A 19,578-nucleotide genomic window follows, 5' to 3' on the forward strand; every position below is an offset into this window, starting at 1 on the left:
GGCTCCCGGCCGCCACGGGGCCCGTCAGGTCGCAGCGGACAGTCGAACGGCGTCCTGCCTTCCGGCTACGCCGCTGCACAGGCCACCGGTAACGACGAAGCATCGCCATCGCGCGATCGCAATCGCGAACCAGCGCTCTGCCTGCAACTCCCGTCTGCGGGCACAGCCGACTTCTGAGGTCGTAGGGCGACCTGAACCACGCAGAGAAGCAACTCGCTTGCAATCGCTGCGCGCAGGCGATGCAATGCGGGCATGCCGACACGAATCCGCCTTGCGATCCTGTGCGCCTGCGCGCTCGCACTCGCCGCCTGCCAGCACGGCGCGCCACGCAACCCGATGGCCACCTGGGTGGCTTCGGACAATTTCGATACCCGGCGCGCGCAGGTGATCGTGCTGCACTACACCGAGCAGGATTCGGTCGCACAGAGCCTGCGCACCCTGCGCACGCGCAACAGCGGCGGCCCGGTGAGTTCGCACTACCTGGTGGGGGACGACGGCGAGATCTACCAGCTGGTGTCCGACGAACATCGCGCCTGGCATGCCGGCGCCGGCAGCTGGGGCACGATCCACGAACTCAATTCGGCCTCGATCGGCATCGAGATCGACAACGACGGCATCGAACCCTTCAGCGAACCGCAGGTCGCCGCGCTGCTGCGGCTGCTCGACGACCTGACCAGCCGACACCGGATTCCGAAGGACGCGGTGATCGGCCATTCCGACCTCGCGCCCGGGCGCAAGATCGACCCGGGCCCGCTGTTTCCATGGAAACGCCTGGCCGATGCCGGCTACGGCGCCTGGCCCGATCCCGCCGCACCGCGGCCACCGCCCGGTTTCGATCCGGTGCAGGCGCTGCGCCTGGTCGGCTATCCGGTCGACAACCTCGAAGCCGCGATCCACTCCTACCGCATGCGCTTCCGCGGCGACAACGCCAAGGCGCTGGACGCCGAGGACCTGCGCATCCTGCATGCGCTGACGTGGCGGCGGTCGCCCGTGTCGGCTTCGGGCGAAGCCGGAGCGCCCTGACCGCACGTGCCGCGGGACGGGATCCGCGCCTGCGAGGCTCCACGACACGCACGGCGGGCGCATCGCGCATTCCGGTGTGAGCGGAGAATGTCGAGCGCGACTGTCGCGTACGCCCCAAGCCTTCGCCGGGATGGCTCAACAGGGAGCGACCGACCCGATCACCCGACGCGGACGCAATCTTCCGCCGGCGATCAACCGCGAACGGATCGCGACCGACCTTGCCGGACGCCCGACTCAGCTCAGCCCTTCGGCCCGCCCATCACCGGAAGCACGATGCCGTTGACGTAGCTCGACATCACCGGCGAGGCCAGGAACACGAACGCCGGCGACAGTTCCTCCGGCTGCGCCGCGCGGCCCATCGCGCTGTCCTGGCCGAACTCGCCGACCTCGTCGGCCGGCTTGTCGGCGGGATTGAATGGCGTCCACACCGGGCCCGGCGCGACCGCGTTGACGCGGATGCCGCGCGGGATCAGGTTCGAGGCCAGGGCCTTGGTGAACGCATGGATCGCGCCCTTGGTAGTCGAGTAGTCGATCAGCTTCGGGCTGCCGAACAGTCCGGTCACCGAGCCGCAGTTGATGATCGAGGCGCCTTCTTCCATGTGCGGGAGCGCCGCACGTGCCATCTGCAGGTAGCCGGCGACATTGGTCTGCAGGGTTTCCTGCAGATGCGCGTCGCTGATGTCCTCCAGGCGCTCGGCGTGCAGCTGGAAGCCGGCATTGTTGACCAGCACGTCGAGCCGGCCGAACTGCTTCGCCACCCGCTTGACCGCGCGGTTGCAGAACGCCGGATCGCGCACGTCGCCGGGCACGAGCATCGCCTTGCGGCCTTCCTTCTCCACCCAGCGCGCGGTTTCCTTCGCGTCTTCGTGCTCGTCGAGGTAGAAGATGGCGACGTCCGCGCCCTCGCGCGCGAACAGTACCGCGACCGCGCGGCCGATGCCGGAATCCGAGCCGGTGACGATCGCCTTCATGCCTTCGAGCTTGCCGCTGCCGCGGTAATCCGGCGCCTCGAACCGGGGGGCGAGATCGAGATCGGCTTCGTGGCCGGGCTTGGCCACGTGCTGCGCCGGCATGCGCTCGGGTTGCCGGCGCGCGCCGGCCTGCATCGGCGCGTCGTCGCCCTTGTCCTTGCCCTTCCGCCGGGCGTCCTTGCGGTCGATGACCGCCTGCAGTTCGCGCTGGCCGCGTGCGGTGCGACGGGCGGCCTTCGCGTCGCCAGGTGCAGTGGCTGTGCGTGTGGCGGCCTTGGCCGGGGACTTGCCGGCCTTGCGGGCCGGTGCTTTGCGGGGGGATTTACTGCGTGCCATCCGATCCGGGTCTCCTGTATCAGCCGGCCTTGCGGGTGCGCGTGCCGGGCTTGGTGGTCTTCTTCGCGGCTGTCTTCTTCTTCTTCGACGCCTTGCGCGGCGCGGACTTCTTCGTCGCGGTCTTCTTCGCCGGCGTGCGGGTGTTGTCCTTCAGGCTCTTCTGCAGCAGGGACACGAAATCGACCACGTTGGTGGCGGCGTCCTCCTCGGGCTCCGGCTCGTCCAGCACCTGGGTGGTCGCGCCCTTGCTCTTGATCCGCTTGCGGATGATCTCGGCCAGGCGTTCCCGGAACTCGTCGTGGTAGTCACCCGGGTTCCACTTCGCCGCCATCGAGTCGACCAGCTGGGTCGCCATCTCCAGCTCCTTCGCGCTCACGCGGTAGTCGCCGGCCTTGCCCGCGGGCAGCTTGTATTCGGCCGGATCGACCAGCTCCTGCGGATAGCGCATCAGCATCAGCACCAGCGCGTCGCCCTGCGGCATCACCGCCGAGAGATATTCGCGGGTGCGGATCACCACCCGCGCCACGCCGATCTTCTTCGCCTTGCGCAGCGTTTCGCGCAGCAGCACGTAGCCCTTCTCGGCCTTCTTGCCCGGCACCAGCACGTAGGGCTTCTCGAAGAAGCGCACGTCGATCGCCTCCTGGTCGACGAAGGCCTCGATCTCCACCGACTCGTGCGATTCGGGCGCGGCCGAGGCGATGTCGGATTTCTCGATCACCACGTAGCTGCCCTTGTCGTACTCGAAGGCCTTGACGATCTCCTTCCACGGCACTTCCTCGCCGGTGTCGGCGTTGACGCGCTCGAAGCGGATCGGCTTGCGGTCGCGCGAGTCGAGCATGCGGAAGGACAGGTCATTGCTGCGGGTGCCGGACATGAGCGAGACCGGCACGTTGAGCAGGCCGAAGCTGAGGTTGCCGGTCCAGATGGGACGTGCCATGCCATCACTCGCGCGGAGGGGCGGGCGCACAGCCTGCCGCGTCGGGTGTCGTCGGAACGTGCAGAGGCTCAGCCGGGCAGTGACTGCACCACCGCGTCGATCCCGTCCCAGGGGTGGCGCTTGAGCCGCTTCAGGCGTGCCAGTGCGTTGCCGATGTCCCAGGCGTTGCCCGCGCGTACCCGGCCCAGTTCCTCCCAGCGCAGCGGCATGCATACCGGCGCGCCTGCGCGTGCGCGCACCGAGAAGCTGGCCACGCTGGTGGCGCCGCGGCCGTTGCGTAGCCAGTCGATGAAGATCCGCCCCTTGCGTCGCTGCTTGCTGGCGGTGGCGACGTAGCGCAGCGGATCGGCCTCGCGCGCGGCTTCGGCCACGGCCTGGGCGAAGGCCCGCGCCCGCTCCCAGGGCTCGGCCGGAGACAGCGGCACCACCAGGTGGAGACCCTTGCCGCCGGTGGTGCGCACGAACGATTCCAGGCCCGCCTGCGACAGGAAACCGCGCAGTTGCCGCGCCGCGGCGACCACGTCGGGCCAGCCGATCGATGTGTCCGGATCGAGGTCGAACACCAGCCGGTCGCAGTGCTCCACATCGTCCACGTGTGCACCCCAGGGGTGGAACTCGAGGGTGTTGAACTGCACCAGTTCCAGCACGCTGGCCGCGTCGGTCACGTACAGATAGTCCTCGCGGCCGCCGTCGGATTCCTTCAGCGGGATCTTCGAGACCAGGTCCATGCCCGGGGTGGCGTGCTTCTGGAAGAAGCACTGCGCGCGCAGCCCGCCCGGGCAGCGCACCAGCGACAGCGGACGGCCTTCGATCTCGGGCAGCAGCCAGTCCATCGCCGCCGTGTAGTAGTCGGCCAGCTGCTGCTTGGTGATGCCGTCGTCGGGGAACAGCACCTTCTCCGGACTCGACAGCGCCGGCGGGGAGCGCGTGCCGCCGCGGGCGCGTTTCGCCGCTGGCGTCGCGCGCGATGTCCCGGCGGCAGCGCGACGGCTGGAAGCGCCCGCCTTGTCCGCACCGCCGGCCTGCTTGCGCGCCCGTGTGGAGGTCGATGCCGTGGTCTTCGACGCGCTTGCCGACCGCTTGTTCGCTTTTCGGACCTCCGTTGCGGACTTCGTCGCCTTCGCGGCCTTCGCGGCCTTCCCCGCGTTGGTGGACTGCTTCGGCTTCGAGCCCTGCGTGCCGGCGCGGCGTGTGTCGCGTGTCGCCATGGATGCGTCCTCCGCGCTGTCGTCGATGCGGTCGCCGCCGGCATCGGCCAGCGACGAGACCGGCTTGTCGGGCCGCAGGGCCTTGAAGCTCGCCTGTCGCAGCAGACCGCGACCGCCGGTGCCGCGGTGGAACACCTCCACCACGAACGCGGGGCGCGGCAGCCACTTCGCCTGGCGCAGGTCGGTATCGTGCTCGGGCACGTACACCGTCTCCGCGTCGCGCCCCTTGCCCGAGAGGCGTTCGCCCAGCGCCGTCAGCTGCGTATCGCTGAAGCCGCTGCCCACGCGCCCGACGTACCGCCAGCCGTGGGTCCCGTCCGGCGTGGCCAGCAGCAGCGCACCGATGCCGCGCCGGCTGCCCTTGGGCGGGGTATAGCCCACCACCGCGTATTCGGCGCTGGCCTGGGCCTTGGTCTTGCGCCAGTCGTCGCCGCGCCCGGGATGGTAGGCGGCGTCGATGCGCTTGGAAATGATGCCCTCGAAGCCCGCATCCAGCGCCGCCTGGAATGCGGCGCCGCCATCGCCGAGACCATGCGAGCTGTAGCCCAGCACATCGGGCGCCTTCGCCAGCAGGCGTTCGAGCAGCTGCTTGCGCGCGAGCAGGGGCGCACGCCTCAGGTCGATGCCGTCCAGGTGCAGCAGGTCGAACAGCACCAGCCGCAGCCGGCCCTGGCGTTCGCCGGAAAGCACCTGCTGCAGCGCGTTGAAGTCCTCGCGGCGGCCCTGCACGGCGATCAGTTCGCCATCCATCAGCGCCTCGCGCGGGCCGAGCGCAGCCAGCGCGTCGCGCGCCTCCGGCACGCGGTCGGTCCAGTCGAGTCCATTGCGCGACCAGAGCCGCGGCACGCCGTCGTGCAGGCTCGCCAGCAGGCGATAACCGTCCCACTTGAGTTCGTGCAGCCACTGTCCGCCTTCCGGCGGCTGTGCGACGAGCCGCGCGAGCTGGGGCTCGGGGGCGTCTTCGGGCAGGGCGAGTCTGCGCGCATCCGGCAGTTTGTCCGCCTCCGCACGCCAGTCGATCCTCGTGCGTCGCGTCCGACCGGTGCCTGCGCGCGTCGCCGCCTTCGCACCTCCTGGCTCGCTGCGCGTGCGGGCGGGCGCGGGGTCCTGTCGGCGCGTCGGCTTGCGCGCGTCGCCGCCGCCCCGCTTCGCGCGAGCAGCGGACGTCCTGTTCGCGGCGTGGCCGGTCGCGGGCGGCGGGGTCACGCCCTCGAGCAGATCGTCGGCCTCGGCCGGCCCGGCCCAAGCGTCGTTCTGCTTGAACAGCAGCCACTGCGGCTGACGCGCCGGCTTGCCCGATCGCACCAGGTGCCAGCCGCCCTTGAGCCGCGTGCCGTGCAGCTCGAAGCGCAGGTGGCCCTTGGCCAGCTGCGCGGCGACATCGCCTTCCGTGGTCCAGGTGCCGCGGTCGAACAGGGCGACGTGGCCGGCGCCGTAGTGCCCGGCGGGGATCTCGCCCTCGAACGCGGCGTAGTCCAGCGGATGGTCCTCGACCTCCACCGCCATACGCTTGACCTTGGGATCGAAGCTCGGCCCCTTGGGCACGGCCCAGCTGCGCAGCACGTCGCCGACCTGCAGCCGGAAATCGTAGTGGCGGCGGCTGGCGTGATGCAGCTGGACCACGAACATGGGACGGCTGCCGCGTGCGCCGCGGCGCGCGCGGTCGTCCGGCTCCGGGGTCTGCCCGAAGCGTCGCTTGCGGCGGTAGTCCTCGAGCGCCATGGCACGAGCGTGGCAGGCGCAGCGTGTGCGGGCCGTGGAGTCGTCCGCCGCTACGGCGCAGCGTCCGCGACGCCATCTGGCTGCGTGCGTGCGGACGGTGAGGGCATTCTGGCGGGCAGGCGCGTCCGCCGGCGCCTACCCGCGCTTACGTCAGGCGTGCGGCGTCTCGTGTCCGTCCACTTCCAGCTGCACCAGTCCGAGCTGGTCGAACGGCGCGACCAGCCCTGCCTGCCGGTCGTCGTCGGCATCCACGACCACCAGCACCCGCCCGGCTTCGATCTCCGCCTCGTAGCGGCGCCGCTCCGGCTCCTGGATCGACGCGCCCGCCAGTGCCGACGCCCAGGACCCGACCAGCGCGCCGGCCGCGCCGCCGCCGAGCAGGGCGCCTGCCAGCGTGAGCCCCAGCGGCGGGAAGGTCATCGCCGCCAGGCCGGCGACCATGCCCGCCGCGGCCCCGTAGCCGGCACCGCGCGCGGCCGCGGGCAGCATGTCGGTATCGGCCTGCTTCATCTCGTCGGGCACCGCACCGACCTCGATGTCGGAACGGGCCACCAGCGACAGGCACTCGTCGTCCAGACCGGCCTCGCGCGCGGCGGCGATCGCCTGCTCGGCGCGCGCCAGGTCGGGCGCGCTGTAGATGCGGCGGGTGCTCATGCGAGGCCGTCCTTCGCATGCGGCCGGACCGGGTCGCACTGCGGAACGGACGCGCGGAATGCATCTTCAAAACCATCGGACGCGGCACGGGACCGTGCAGATCGCACGAAGCGGACGCATCCGGTGTCGTTGCCGCAGACATCGCATCTGGCCATGGGTTTTCCATCGATTCGCGAGGGACGCCTCAGCCTGCGCCTGTGGGAGGCACGGTTGCGTGAAGCAGGCGCATGCGTGCAGCGTCCGCACCCGCCTGACGAGGCCCTGCATCGCGCCTGCCCGGGACGTGCGCAGCGTCCGCAGCCACGTGCATCGCACCGGTGCGTCGGCTTCACCTGGGTCAATATGACGTGATGCATGGCGAATGCCCGGGCGTATCATCGTCGCAGGACGGTCGACGCAGGCGCAGCGCCCTGGCAGCCGCGACGTCTCTTCCCGTCCAGCGCGGCGCGGCGCAGACGCGCATGCGTCGACCCGCACCGAGCGAGGACAAGCCGGCCATGCGCCACCGACCATCGCCAACCGTCACGCGTGCCGCCGTGGAGCGATCCGCGCGGCGGGTTCCGCGTGCGGTGATCGCGGTGTGCCACCCGCGGTTCTCCTTCCGCAGCGCAGGGAGTCGTCATGTTCGCCGACGTTGACGCCGTGCTGCTGGCGCGGATCCAGTTCGCGTTCACGGTCAGCTTCCACTTCATCTTCCCGGCGTTCTCGATCGGGCTGGCGAGCTACCTCGCCGTGCTCGAGGCGCTGTGGCTGAAGACCGGCCGGCAGGTCTACCTCGACCTGTTCCGGTTCTGGGTGAAGATCTTCGCGGTCGCGTTCGCGATGGGGGTGGTCTCGGGCATCGTGATGTCCTACCAGTTCGGCACCAACTGGGCGGTGTTCTCCGATCGCGCCGGACCGGTCATCGGCCCACTGATGGCCTACGAGGTGATGACCGCGTTCTTCCTGGAGGCCGGCTTCCTCGGCGTGATGCTGTTCGGCATGAACCGGGTCGGGCCGCGGCTGCATTTCCTGGCCACGCTGATGGTCGCGATCGGCACCTTCATCTCCGCGTTCTGGATCCTCAGCGCGAACAGCTGGATGCACACGCCGGCGGGATTCGGGACCAATGCCGTCGGCCAGTTCGTGCCGGAGGACTGGTGGGCCATCATCTTCAACCCCAGTTTCCCCTACCGGCTGGTGCACACGGTGATCGGCGCCTACCTGACCACCGCGCTCGCGGTAGGCGGGGTGGGCGCCTGGCACCTGCTGCGGCACCGGCGCGCGCAGGCGCGCGAGCAGGCCAGCGATGCGGCCGCCGACGTGCCCGGCGAGGATCCGGCGCTGCCGCCCTCGATCGTCGGCGCGCGCACGATGTTCTCGATGGCGATGTGGATGGCCGCGCTGGTGGCGCCGCTGCAGGTCGTGGTCGGCGATTTGCACGGACTCAACACGCTCGAACACCAGCCGGCGAAAGTGATGGCGATGGAAGGCCATTACGACAGTCATCCCGACGGCGCCCCGCTGATCCTGTTCGGCTGGCCGAACACCGACGAGCAGCGGGTCGACTACGCGGTCGAAATCCCCAAGCTGTCCTCGCTGATCCTCAAGCACGACCTCGACGCGCCGCTCGACGGGCTCGACACCATCGATCCCGCCCTGCATCCGCCGGTGCCGATCGTGTTCTGGTCGTTCCGGATCATGGTGGGGCTCGGACTGGCGATGCTGGCGCTGGGCGCGTGGAGCCTGGTGGCGCGCGTGCGCAGGCGGCTCTACGACTGGCCGGCGCTGCATCGCGCGGCACTGGTGATGTCGCCCGCGGGCTTCGTCGCGGTACTCGCCGGCTGGGTCACCACCGAGGTCGGGCGCCAGCCGTTCACCGTCTACAACCTGATGACGACGGCCGAGAGCGCCTCGCCGCTGGACGCGCCGGCGGTGGGCGCCTCGCTGGTGGCGTTCGTGGTGGTGTACTTCATCGTGTTCGGCTTCGGGGCCTGGTACATCCTCAAGCTGATGGCCAAGGGCGTGCAGGCGCACGAGCCCGCGCCCGACGGCGACGAGGGCCCGATCCGCACCGCCGGAATCACCCCCGGTCCGGCCGAACGCATCGGCGACGCCGCGCCGCGGGGAGATGCACGATGAACCTCGACCTGCCCACCGCCTGGGCACTGCTGATCCTGTTCGCGGTCTTCGCCTACGTGGTGATGGACGGCTTCGACCTGGGCATCGGCATCCTGTTCCCGGTGTTCCCGGCCGGGCGCGAGCGCGACCAGGCGATCAATTCCGTGGCCCCGGTATGGGACGGCAACGAGACCTGGCTGGTGCTGGGCGGCGGCGGGCTGATGGCCGCGTTCCCGCTCGCGTACGGCGTGGTCCTGACCGCGCTGTATCCACCGATCATCGCGATGCTGCTGGGACTGGTGTTCCGCGGCGTGGCGTTCGAGGCGCGCTGGCGCGACCCGGCGCACCGGCCGTGGTGGGACGTGGCGTTCACCGGCGGCTCACTGGTGGCCGCGTTCGCGCAGGGCGTGACCCTGGGCGCGCTGCTGCAGGGGATCGCGGTGGAGGACCGTGCCTACGCCGGCGGCTGGCTCGACTGGCTGACCCCGTTCTCGCTGCTCACCGGCGCCAGCGTGGTCGTCGGCTACGCGCTGCTCGGGGCGACCTGGCTGGTGTGGAAGACCGAAGGCGGGACCCAGGCCCATGCGCGCCGGCTCGCACCCTGGCTGGCGCTGGGGCTGCTGGCGGGCATCGTGGGCGTGAGCCTGGCCACGCTCGGCCTGGAGTTCGACTACCACCGCCGCTGGACCACGTATCCGGTGGTGCTGCTGACCGCGCAGGTGCCGCTGCTGACCGCGATCCTGGGCTACGCGTTCTGGCGCGCGCTGCGCCGGGGGCGCGAACTGGCGCCGTTCCTGCTCACGCTGGGGCTGTTTGCGCTGACCTTCGCCGGGCTGGCGATCAGCATGTTCCCGTACATCGTGCCGCGCGCGCTGGACATCCACGCCGCCGCCGCGCCGGACGCCAGCCTGCGCTTCATGCTGGTGGGCGCGGTGGTGCTGATCCCGGTGATCCTGGCCTACACCGGCTGGGCCTACTGGGTGTTCCGCGGCAAGGTCGGCCACGCGGGGTATCACTGATGCCGCGTACGCTGATGCCGCGCACGGCGACCAAGACCGCTCCGGGACCACTGTGGAAGCGGCTGGCGTGGTTCGTCGCGCTCTGGCTCGCCGGGCTGGCGAGCGTGGGCGCCGTGGCGTGGCTGCTGCGGCTGTGGATCGCGTGAGCTCGCGCGCCTGCGATCAGTCGGTGGCGGTGGAGGCCCTGGCCATCTCGCGCCAGCGCGGCAGGCGGTCGTACTGGCCGACCGAGCGCAGGTAGGCCTCGTCGGGTTCGCGGCCGTTGACCAGCGCCGCGGCCACGTGCACCGCACCGGTGACCCAGAAGCTGCCGCGCACGCGCGAGGGGCGGTCGTGGAACGCCACCGCCTCGACGATCGGCGCCGGCAGGCCCCACAACCCCAGCAGGTAGGCACCCGTGGTGCTGTAGGACGTGGTGGACGGGTCGATCGCGGTCCGCGGCAGCAGCAGGCCGACCTCGGCCAGCAGGCCGGCGGTGGTGGCGAGGTCGGCACTGGGGCCGGCCAGCAGCTTGCCGGCCAGCTGCGAGATGCGCAGCGCGCGCTCGCGCAGTTCGTCGGCTTCGGGTCCGGCGGAGAAGACTTCGCTGGCCAGTACCAGCTGGCGCAGCGTGTTGTGGCCCAGGCGCGTCACCGCCGAGCGCAGGTCGGTGATCTCGCGGCCGCCCGAGTAGTACGCCGAGTTCGACAGCCGCAGCACGCGCGCGGCGACGGTCGGGTCCTGCGACACGACTTCGGCGATCTTCGCCGCGGTGCTGTCGGGATCGCGCAGCAGGGTGGTCAGCGCCAGGTACTGGCGCGGCGCGGCCGGCAGCGTGCCGACGCGCTCGATCGCGGACTTCAGCGCCGGGTCGTCGAGCAGGGTACGAAGTTCCGCCACGCTCTCGACCGCGTCGATGAGCGCCAGCGAGTCCAGCGGTTCGTTGAGGATGCGGTGGCTGTTGGTGAGCGCATCGAACAGGTCGTGGTCGCCGTCCGGTGCCACCAGCAGGATGCGCATCGCGTCGGGATGCCGGCGGTACAGGCCCGCCAGCACGGGCAGGCCCGCGCTGGCGCCGACGCGCGAGGCGCAGACGATCACGTCGGGTGCATCGGCCGACCCGGCGGCCGGGACGTCGGCATCCGAGGACACGTGGTCCAGGCGCCATTCCAGGTCGTGCTCGGCCAGTTCCGACGCCACGCCCGCGATGTGGGCAACATCGCCCCCGACTACAACGATCCGCACTGCATTCCCCTTCGACTCCCCAGGACCCGGAACGATACCGTGCCGCCGCACGTGGCCGTAGCGCGCGCTGCGCGTTCTTCCACGCGGCGCACAGTTCCAGCCGTCACGCACTCAGGCGTTGTCCCCCGGTATCGGCAGCACGGCGCAGACCTGAGTACCGCCGGCACGGCGCGCGCTGATGGAGAGGCTGCCGCCGAGCTGCGTGGCCCGTTCGCGCATCGTCAGCAACCCCAGCCCGCCCGGGCGCTCCGGGTCGATCCCGCGACCGTCGTCGGTGACGCGCAGCACCAGGCTGCGTCCGCCGCCGCTGTCCTGCACGGCGACGCTGACCTCGGCCCGCGTGGCGCCGGCGTGGCGGGCGACGTTGGTCAGCGCCTCCTGGGCGATGCGGAAGCAGGCCAGTTCGACCTCCGCCGGCAGCCGTCGCCCGACCGGCGCCACGTCCAGTCCGATGTCGAGCCGGCTGTTGCGCGCCAGCACGGCGACCTGCCCGCGCAGCGCGGCTTCCAGGCCGAGCGAATCGAGCTGCGGCGGGCGCAGCAGCAGCGAGAGGTTGCGCAGCTTCAGCACGGTCTGGTCGGCAATCTCGATCACCTCGTCGAGGATCTCGCGACGCACCGCGGCGTCCGTGGCGAGGGAGTCGTCGGTCAGGGAGGTGGCCGCGAGCTTGATCGCGGTGATCGACTGGCCGATGTCGTCGTGCAGTTCGCGCGACAGCGCGCGCCGCTCGTCCTCCTGCACGGTGAGCAGGCGCTGGGCCACCGACTGCAGCTCTTCGCGCAGGTGGCTCTGCTCCTGCAGGCTCAGGTTGACCGCGTCGTAGGACGCGCGCGCGCGCGCGGCCAGCGCGTTCATCGTGTCGGCCAGCGGCAGCAGTTCGCTGGGCAGGTCGTCGGGTGCGATCGGCGCCGGGTCGCTGTCGAGCGCGAACTGCTGCATGCGCTCGAGCAGGCGGTGCACGCTGTCGCCCAGGCGCCGCAGCTTGGCCACCACCACCGCGAGCAGGCCGGTCAGCAACAGTGCCAGCACCGCCAGCAGCGCAAGCGCATTGCGCCGCAGTTCGGCGTCGACCGCGCCGTGCGGCTGCAGCAGCACCAGGCGCCAGCCGTTGTCCAGGCGGGCGGCGAAGGCGAACGCGTCTTCGCCGTCGCGCAGTGCCGCGCGCAGCGATCCCATGCCGCCGCCGTTCGACACGCGCGCCAGGTCGCGGTCGCCCCTGGCGTCTCCAAGGGCATAAAGCGGGCGCTGCGGCACGCCGGCGCTGGCCTGCACCACCGTCAGCGCGCGGTCGAGCAGCAGCACTTCGAAGCCGTGTTCCTCGAGCCCGCCGCGGCGCATGCCCAGCGAGTCGACCAGGATCGAGCCTTCGAGAACGCCGGCGAAGCGGCCGTCGACCTGGATCGGCACCGACACCGCGACCAGCACGTCGCGGCCGTGGCCGCGGCCACGGAACGCGTTGGAGACATGGCTGCGGCCGGTCCGCGCGGGCACCCGGAAGTATTCGCGATCGGCGACCGAGCGGGGTCCGCTGGCGGACAGCGGCGGAGTGCTGGCCAGGACCCGCCCCTGCGCATCGGTCACCAGCATCGTGGCGAAGGCCGGATAGTGGCGGCTGATGCGCGCCAGGTCGGCCTGCCACCGCTGCACGTCGTCCAGGTTGCCTTCGGTCGCGCGGCGGTCGGCCAGCACCTGCAGCGCCGCCTGGTGCACCTGCAGGAATCCCTCCAGCTCGCGCGCGCCGGCATTTGCAGTGGCGGCGAGCCGGGTCGCGCTCTGCTCGCGCACCGAGACCGAGGCCTGCCACAGCAGCACGCCCGACAGCACCAGCACGGGCAGCACGACCGCGAGCAGCAGCAGCCGGGTGAACTCGCCGAGCAGGGCCCGGGCGGGCCGGGGCGTGGAGGCGGTCGCGGGATCGGGCATGGCCCCACGCTACCGGCCGGGGCGGCCCGGCCGCAACCTCGGGCGGATTGCCGGGGTCAGAACAGCTCGACGCTGCCGGCATCCATCGACTGCTGGGTCACCGGCTTGTGCGGCGGACGCTCCCACTCGCCGCGCATCTGCGCGATCCGCTGGCCGATCTGCACCAGCGCCTGGCGCAGTTCCGTGCCGGACTGGCCGCCGCTGCGGTGCAGCAGCTCCTGCAGCACGGTCGCCTCTCGGTTGATCGCGCCCAGGCGGTCGAGGTGCACGTTGGCCGCGCCCAGCGCCTGGGTGGCGATGTCCTCGAACTGCAGCGAACGCACCGCCTCGGCGACCGAGCCGTCGATCGACTTGCTGCACTCGGCGATCTCGCGCATGCCGGTGCCCAGGTTGCGGTTGATGCCGTCGACGCGCTCGAGCATCGCGGCGGCCTCGGCGCGGGCCACGCGGCTGCGGTCGAGGTCGCGCGAGGCCATCGTGCTGACCGTGTCGCGCACGCGGGCGATCGAGTCCTTGGAGCTGTGCGCCAGCTTGCGGATCTGTTCGTTGAACGCGGTCGAGCGCTCCGACAGGTTGCGCACCTCGTCGGCCACCACCGCGAAGCCGCGGCCGGCCTCGCCGGCGCGCGCGGCCTCGATCGCGGCGTTGAGCGCGAGCAGGTTGGTCTGGTCGGCGATCGACTTGACGTCCTCGAGCAGCGAGAAGATGCCGTCCAGGTGCTCGGCCATCGCGTCGATGTGGGTCACGGTCGCGCCGCTCTGGCCGCTGACGGCTTCCAGCGCCTCGACCAGCTGCTCCATCTGCTGGCTGGCCTGGAGCGCGAAGCGGTGCACGTCCGAACCGCTGCCGTCGCCTTCGCTGCGACGGTCGATGATGCGCGAGGCGACCTCGCTCTGCTGGCGCGACTTGCGGTTGACCGCGTCGAAGCTGGAGCCGAGCTTGGCCACTGATTCGCGGATCAGTTCGCGGGTGCGCTCGATCTCGTCGCGCGATCCCTGGACTTCCGCACCGATGAAGGTGCGCAGGTCCTCCAGCACGCGGCTCTGTTCGCGCAGCAGTGCCGTATCGCCCGACGAGGGCCGGACCACGGTCCAGGCGAAGCCGAGCCAGGCCAGGGCCATGGCCGCCAGCGCGCCCCAGCGGACGGCGGGGGCGAGATCCAGCGCCTGCGCGAGGACCAGCACGAGGGTGAGCGCCACGGGTGCTGCGAGGCGAAGCAATACACGCGAATCCATCGTCGGTCCTGCCGGGTACATGAAGTGGTCTGCCGTTGGTAACGGCAGCGGTGCGGCGTGCTTTAGCGCTCGCGCGGGGTGGCGAGCAGGCGGCGCGCGACCTGTTCCAGAGGCACGACCTCGTCGGCGGCGCCGAGCGCGACCGCGGCCCCGGGCATCCCCCAGATCACGCTGCTGGACTCGTCCTGGGCCAGGGTGCGCGCGCCCGCGCGGCGCAGCGCCAGCAGGCCCGCCGCGCCGTCGTCGCCCATGCCGGTGAGCAGCGCGGCGCTGGCGTTGCGCCCGGCGTGCGCGGCCACCGATTCGAACAGCACGTCCACGCTCGGGCGGTGGCGGCGCACCGGATCGTCGTCGCCCAGCCGGCAGACCCAGCGCGCACCGCTGCGCACCACGCGCAGGTGGCGTCCGCCGGGAGCGACATAGGCGTGGCCGGCGAGCAGCGGCTGCTGGTCGCTCGCCTCCATCACGGTCATGCGGCTGTGGCGATCCAGGCGCTCTGCGAACGGGCCGCTGAACGCAGCCGGGATGTGCTGCACGATGACCGTGGCTGGCGCGTCGGCCGGCATCTGCTCGAGCACCTCGCGGATCGCTTCGGTACCGCCCGTGGAGGCCCCGATCGCCAGCAGGCGCTCGGTGGTGCGGTAGCCGAGCGGACCTTCGAGCGGGGGCGCCGGCGCCGATGTCGCCGTGGTGCGCGCGACGCGCGCCGTGGCGGCCTGCTTGATCTTCTCCACCAGCATCGGACCGTAGCCGGCCAGGCCGCGGGCGACGTCGATCTTGGGCTTGGCGATGAAATCGACCGCACCGAGCGCGAGCGCGTCGAGCGTCACCGTCGCGCCGGCTTCGGTCAGCGAGGAGACCATCAGCACCGGCATCGGGCGCAGCCGCATCAGGTTGCGCAGGAAGGTCAGCCCGTCCATGCGCGGCATCTCGACGTCGAGCGTGAGCACGTCGGGCGACAGCTGCTTGATCTTCTCGCGTGCGATGTAGGGATCGGCCGCGGTGCCCACCACCTCGATGCCGGGATCGTCGCCCAGCAGTTCGGACATCAGCGCCCGGACCAGCGCCGAGTCGTCGACCACCAGCACGCGGATGGGGCGGCGCGCCATGTCAGAACAGTTCCACGGTGCCGGCGACCGGCGCGCGCGCCAGGCGCCCGTACAGCGCGCGCTCGGCGTCCACCACCTCGTCGCGGGTGGCCGGCAGGCGCTTGACCAGGCTGCGCCCGGTCTGCACGAAGAAGCCGACCTTGCGCGCCTGGTTGTCGCCCAGGTCCTGCGCCAGCACCGGGATCTTCTCCGCGTCCAGGTAGTCGAGCACGAAGCGCGCGTTGCGGGTGCCGATGGGATGGCTGTGGAAGCCGCTCAGCACGTTGCCGCCGCCGAACACCTTGGCCTGCAGGCGCTGGCGCCGGGCGCCGCGCTTGAGCAGGTCGTTGATCAGCAGCTCCATGGCGTTGACGCCGTAGCGCGCGGAGGTGGCGTCGTTGTCGCCGCCGCCGGGCAGCATGAAGTGGTTCATCCCGCCCAGTCGCATCGCCGGGTCGTACAGGCACGCGGCCACGCACGACCCCAGCAGCGTCACCAGCGCGATCGGCTGGTCGGTCACCAGGTAGTCGGCCGGCAGCAGGCGGATCGCCTGGGTCTGCAGCGCGGAGTCGAAGTAACCGCCCGTGGACGGTACGGCCAGGGTGGCGCTCACCCGCCACCACCCTCGGCTACGGACCGGTAGATGGTCCGGCCGCAGGGCGCCACCAGGTCGGCGGCGTGGTTGAAGCTCTCCGAATGCCCGGTATACAGCCGACCATCGGCGGCCAGTAGCGGCGCGATGCGCTGCAGCACGCCGTACTGGGTGGGCTTGTCGAAGTAGATCATCACGTTGCGGCAGAACACCGCGGCGTAGGCGCCGCGCTTGAGGCCGTAGTCGCGGTCGAGCAGGTTCAGCGGCCGGAACTCGACCAGCGCGCGCAGTTCCGGGCGCACTCGGCACAGGCCGGCGTTGGCGCCGGCGCCACGCTGGAAGAAGCGGCGCTTGCGCGGCAGTTCCAGCGCATCGATGCGGTCGAGCGCATACACCCCGCGCGCCGCGGACTGCAGCACGGTCGTGTCGATGTCGGTGGCCAGGATCCGGACCGGCGGGGTCAGGGTGTCGAAGGCCTCGCAGCCGGTGATCGCGAGCGAATAGGGTTCCTCGCCGGTGGACGCCGCGCAGCACCACACCAGCAGCGGCGCGCCGCCGCGGTGGGCCGCGCGCAGCTGGGTGGCCAGCAGCGGGAAGTGGTGCGCTTCGCGGAAGAACGAGGTGAGGTTGGTGGTGAGCGCGTTGACGAACTGTTCCGGCTCGTCGCCCGCGTCGGTGTCCACCAGGTCGAGGTAGTCGCTGAAGCGTTCGATGCCGAGCGCGCGCAGGCGACGCACCAGGCGGCTGTAGACCATGTCGCGCTTGTGGTCGCCCAGGCTGATGCCGGCGCGCTCGTAGATCATGCGGCACACGCGGCGGAAATCGCGATCCTCGAACGCGAACGTGCGCTCTCCGGTCGCAGTAGGCGGCGGCTCGCGCAGCAGCTCAGCCATGACACGGCTCCGCGGCGGCCATCGCCGCGGCGGCGGCCGCCTGCGCGGGATCCGCCGGATCGACGGGCGCGTCCGCGGGCGCCGTCTCCGTTGCCGTCGGGGCGGTGGCCGCCTGCGGCACGTGGTCGGACAGCCAGCGCTCGAACAGGCGCGGCGCCAGTGCCATCGAGTACAGGAAGCCCTGCACCTCATGGCAGCCGAACTCGCGCAGCAGCAGCACCTGGTCGCGTGATTCCACGCCCTCGGCGATCACCTCCATGTCGAAGTTCTTCGCGATCAGCGTGATCGAACGCACGATGGCCTTGTCGCCGCGGCTGGCGACCAGGTCGCGGACGAAGGAACGGTCGATCTTGACCCGGTCCACCGGCAGCCGGTGCAACATCGACAGCGAGGCGTGGCCGGTGCCGAAATCGTCGTAGGACACGCGGATGCCGCGGCTGCGCAGCTGCAGCAGCGTCTTCTCGGCCACGCCGTCGTCGCGCAGTGCGATGGTCTCGGTCAGCTCGATCTCGAGCTGGTCGGCGGGCAGGCCGCTGGTGCGCAGTGCGGCGTCGACCTTGTCCACCAGCGCGTCGTCGTTGAATTGCGCCGGGAACAGGTTGACGCCGACCTTGAGCCGGCGTCCGTGCAGGACCGGCCAGCCGGCGGCGTCGCGGCAGGCCTGCTGCAGGATCCAGTTGCCCACCGCGGGCGCGATCGCGCTGCGGGCCAGCGCTTCGATGAAGGCGACCGGCATCAGCAGGCCGCGCTCGGGATGGCGCCAGCGCAGCAGCGCTTCCGCGCCCGAGGCCATCCCGCTGGCGAGGTCGATCTGCGGCTGGTAGTGCAGTTCGAACTCGCCGTCGCGGAACGCGCGTCGCAGTTCGAGGTCGAGATGGCGGCGGTCGACGGCTTCCTCGCGCATCGCCGGCGAGAACCGGCGCAGCTGCAGGGTGCCGGCGCGCTTGGCATGGCGCAGCGCCAGCGCGGCGAGCGCAAGCAGCCCGCTGCTGCCGGAATCCTCGTACGCGGCCACGGCCTCGGCCTCGTCGAAGGCCAGGCCGATGCAGGCCTCGACGTGGACGCGCTGGTGTTCGACCTCGCATGGCCGCGCCAGGTCGCGCAGGAGGGCCTGCAGGCGCGGTTCGAGCTCGTCCGCGGTCGCGGGCGTCTCGAACAGGATCGCGAACTCGTCGCCACCGAAACGCACCAGGTGCGCGTCGGCCGGCAGCCAGGCCATCAATCGGCACGCCACCACCTGCAGCACGGTGTCGCCGATCACGTGGCCGAGGGCCTCGTTGATGGCGCGGAAGTTGTCCAGGCCCAGCAGCGCCACGCCCAGGCGTGCGCCACGTCCGCGCAGCGCGTCGATGCTGGCGAACAGGGCGTCGCGGTTGGGCAGACCGGTCAGCGGGTCGCGGCGTCCCGAAGGCGGTTCGCGCCGGGTGGCACCGTGGTCGGTGATGTCGCGCAGCACCAGGGCGATGCCGTCGTGCCAGCTGCAGCGCACCGCCTCGACCACGCGCAGTTCACCCAGCGCATCGCGGATGCGCAACTCGCGCGAGCTCGGCACGTCGTTTCCGGCCGAGGCCGGCGCATGCAGCCAGTCGGCCACGGCGTCGGGATCGAGCTGGAGCGACAGCGGCACCAGGTGCTCGAGCGGCTGGCCGGGCGTGGCCGCGGCGCCGAGCAGTTCGCGCGCCGCAGCGTTGGCGAAGATCGTCGATCCGCGACCGTCGACCACCACGATCGCGCTGAAACCGGCCTCGGCGACCTGGCGACAGCGCGCGAGCAGCGGACTGGCCAGGGCACGCGTGGCCAGCGCCGCCAGCGAGCGCAGGCGCGACGCGACCGCGTCGGCCGGTTCGGTGCGCCGGCATGCGTCGCCGGCCACGAGGACGCCGGTCAGCGTGCCGTCGGGCGACAGCAGCGCCGCGGCCGCGACGTGGCGCAGCTCGGCTCCGGTCACCAGCACATCGTCGCCGAATGCCGGATCCTGGCGCGCATCGGCCACCACCGCGACCGGCCGATCCGCGGCCACCAGGCCGTGGAGCCGCGACTTCGCGAATACCGGTGTCAGCTCCAGCCCGCGGGTGGCGACCAGGCGTGGCACGCCATCCTCGACCAGCCACAGCGCGATGCACGGGCAGTCGAGCAGGTCGGCGGCCACCGAGAGCAGCGCCGCATGGCCCCCATCGCGGTCGTTGCCGTCCGCCGGGACCGGCGTGCCGTCACCGGGCGACGGGCCCGACGCCGGCGCGGATGCGACCGGCTTGCAGGGGCGTGCGTCGGCACCGTCGGCGCGTGGGGCGAGCATGGGCATGACGATCCGTCGTGGGGGCGGGGGAGGCGAACAGGCGGATCAGGCGAGCGCGTCGGCCGTGGGCGCCACCGACAGGCGGCGCGTTCCACGTCCCGGCTGCGCGCCGGCGTGCGCAGCGGCGGCCTGCGGCTGCGTGCGTGACCCGTCCTGCACCCGGAACACCGAGACGGTCTGCACCAGCTGCCCGGCCTGCTGTTCCATGCTGCGCGCCGCGGCCGTGGCCTCCTCGACGAGCGCGGCGTTCTGCTGGGTGCCCTCGTCCATCTGGGTGATCGCCACGTTGACCTGCTCGATGCCCGAGGACTGCTCCTGCGAAGCGGCCGAGATGTCGGCGATGATGTCGGTGACCCG

The 19,578-nt window shown here is 71.5% G+C and carries 15 protein-coding genes and 1 pseudogene; 4 read left to right on the forward strand and 12 right to left on the reverse strand.

Annotated features, from left to right (window positions below; translation table 11 throughout):
* Positions 1 to 252 precede the first annotated feature (252 nt).
* A complete protein-coding gene (locus QFW81_RS01570) occupies positions 253 to 1,023 on the forward strand; it encodes an N-acetylmuramoyl-L-alanine amidase (RefSeq protein ID WP_280576810.1) in 771 nt (256 codons plus the stop codon).
* A 239-nt stretch (positions 1,024 to 1,262) separates the two neighbouring features.
* On the opposite strand, the gene QFW81_RS01575 is transcribed toward QFW81_RS01570, so the two are convergent.
* From QFW81_RS01575 to QFW81_RS01590, 4 genes are all read right to left on the reverse strand, one after another.
* Complete coding sequence (locus tag QFW81_RS01575; protein WP_280576811.1) at positions 1,263 to 2,330, reverse strand: SDR family oxidoreductase; 1,068 nt, start codon at positions 2,328 to 2,330, stop codon at positions 1,263 to 1,265.
* 19 nt (positions 2,331 to 2,349) lie between these two features.
* A complete protein-coding gene (gene ku, locus QFW81_RS01580; RefSeq protein WP_280576812.1) occupies positions 2,350 to 3,267 on the reverse strand; it encodes a non-homologous end joining protein Ku in 918 nt (305 codons plus the stop codon).
* 68 nt (positions 3,268 to 3,335) lie between these two features.
* Positions 3,336 to 6,197 carry a non-homologous end-joining DNA ligase gene (ligD, locus tag QFW81_RS01585; protein ID WP_280576813.1) on the reverse strand — a complete coding sequence of 954 codons (2,862 nt, stop codon included), beginning with the start codon at positions 6,195 to 6,197 and terminating at the stop codon, positions 3,336 to 3,338.
* Between the two features lie 150 nt (positions 6,198 to 6,347).
* On the reverse strand, positions 6,348 to 6,851 hold the full coding sequence (locus tag QFW81_RS01590) for a hypothetical protein (RefSeq protein ID WP_280576814.1): 504 nt from the start codon (positions 6,849 to 6,851) through the stop codon (positions 6,348 to 6,350).
* Positions 6,852 to 7,472: 621 nt separating this feature from the next.
* On the opposite strand from QFW81_RS01590, the gene QFW81_RS01595 reads away from it, so the two are divergent.
* The 3 genes from QFW81_RS01595 to QFW81_RS01605 are packed head-to-tail and all read left to right on the forward strand — an operon-like array spanning position 7,473 to position 10,116.
* Entirely contained in the window at positions 7,473 to 8,972 is a 1,500-nt protein-coding gene (locus tag QFW81_RS01595; protein ID WP_280576815.1) for a cytochrome ubiquinol oxidase subunit I, read from the forward strand.
* Complete coding sequence (cydB, locus tag QFW81_RS01600; RefSeq protein ID WP_280576816.1) at positions 8,969 to 9,970, forward strand: cytochrome d ubiquinol oxidase subunit II; 1,002 nt, start codon at positions 8,969 to 8,971, stop codon at positions 9,968 to 9,970. Before QFW81_RS01595 ends, cydB begins: the two co-directional genes overlap by 4 nt.
* Positions 9,970 to 10,116, forward strand: a complete 147-nt coding sequence (locus QFW81_RS01605) for a DUF2474 family protein (RefSeq protein WP_280576817.1) — start codon at positions 9,970 to 9,972, stop codon at positions 10,114 to 10,116. Before cydB ends, QFW81_RS01605 begins: the two co-directional genes overlap by 1 nt.
* 16 nt (positions 10,117 to 10,132) lie before the next feature.
* Here the strand turns inward: QFW81_RS01605 and QFW81_RS01610 are convergent, their stop codons facing one another.
* The 8 genes and pseudogenes from QFW81_RS01610 to QFW81_RS01645 form a co-directional block, all read right to left on the reverse strand.
* The gene (locus tag QFW81_RS01610) at positions 10,133 to 11,194 is read right to left on the reverse strand and encodes an HDOD domain-containing protein (RefSeq protein ID WP_280576818.1); all 1,062 of its coding nucleotides are present in this window, start codon (positions 11,192 to 11,194) and stop codon (positions 10,133 to 10,135) included.
* 111 nt (positions 11,195 to 11,305) lie between these two features.
* The gene (locus QFW81_RS01615) at positions 11,306 to 13,117 is read right to left on the reverse strand and encodes an ATP-binding protein (RefSeq protein WP_280576819.1); all 1,812 of its coding nucleotides are present in this window, start codon (positions 13,115 to 13,117) and stop codon (positions 11,306 to 11,308) included.
* A gap of 56 nt (positions 13,118 to 13,173) precedes the next feature.
* Positions 13,174 to 14,352: a methyl-accepting chemotaxis protein gene (locus tag QFW81_RS01620; RefSeq protein WP_331488018.1), complete on the reverse strand. Its 1,179-nt coding sequence runs from the start codon at positions 14,350 to 14,352 to the stop codon at positions 13,174 to 13,176.
* A 62-nt stretch (positions 14,353 to 14,414) separates the two neighbouring features.
* Entirely contained in the window at positions 14,415 to 15,461 is a 1,047-nt protein-coding gene (locus QFW81_RS01625; RefSeq protein ID WP_280576821.1) for a protein-glutamate methylesterase/protein-glutamine glutaminase, read from the reverse strand.
* Between the two features lies 1 nt (position 15,462).
* Positions 15,463 to 16,053, reverse strand: a complete 591-nt coding sequence (cheD, locus tag QFW81_RS01630) for a chemoreceptor glutamine deamidase CheD (RefSeq protein ID WP_280576822.1) — start codon at positions 16,051 to 16,053, stop codon at positions 15,463 to 15,465.
* Positions 16,050 to 16,925 carry a CheR family methyltransferase gene (locus QFW81_RS01635; protein ID WP_280576823.1) on the reverse strand — a complete coding sequence of 292 codons (876 nt, stop codon included), beginning with the start codon at positions 16,923 to 16,925 and terminating at the stop codon, positions 16,050 to 16,052. The genes cheD and QFW81_RS01635 overlap by 4 nt, the downstream gene beginning before the upstream one ends.
* Complete coding sequence (locus QFW81_RS01640; protein WP_280576824.1) at positions 16,918 to 19,221, reverse strand: putative bifunctional diguanylate cyclase/phosphodiesterase; 2,304 nt, start codon at positions 19,219 to 19,221, stop codon at positions 16,918 to 16,920. The genes QFW81_RS01635 and QFW81_RS01640 overlap by 8 nt, the downstream gene beginning before the upstream one ends.
* A 45-nt stretch (positions 19,222 to 19,266) precedes the next feature.
* Positions 19,267 to 19,578, reverse strand: a pseudogene (locus QFW81_RS01645) (methyl-accepting chemotaxis protein); the annotation flags it as partial.

It is taken from the genome of Luteimonas kalidii (genome assembly GCF_029887935.1).
Lineage (GTDB): Bacteria > Pseudomonadota > Gammaproteobacteria > Xanthomonadales > Xanthomonadaceae > Luteimonas > Luteimonas kalidii.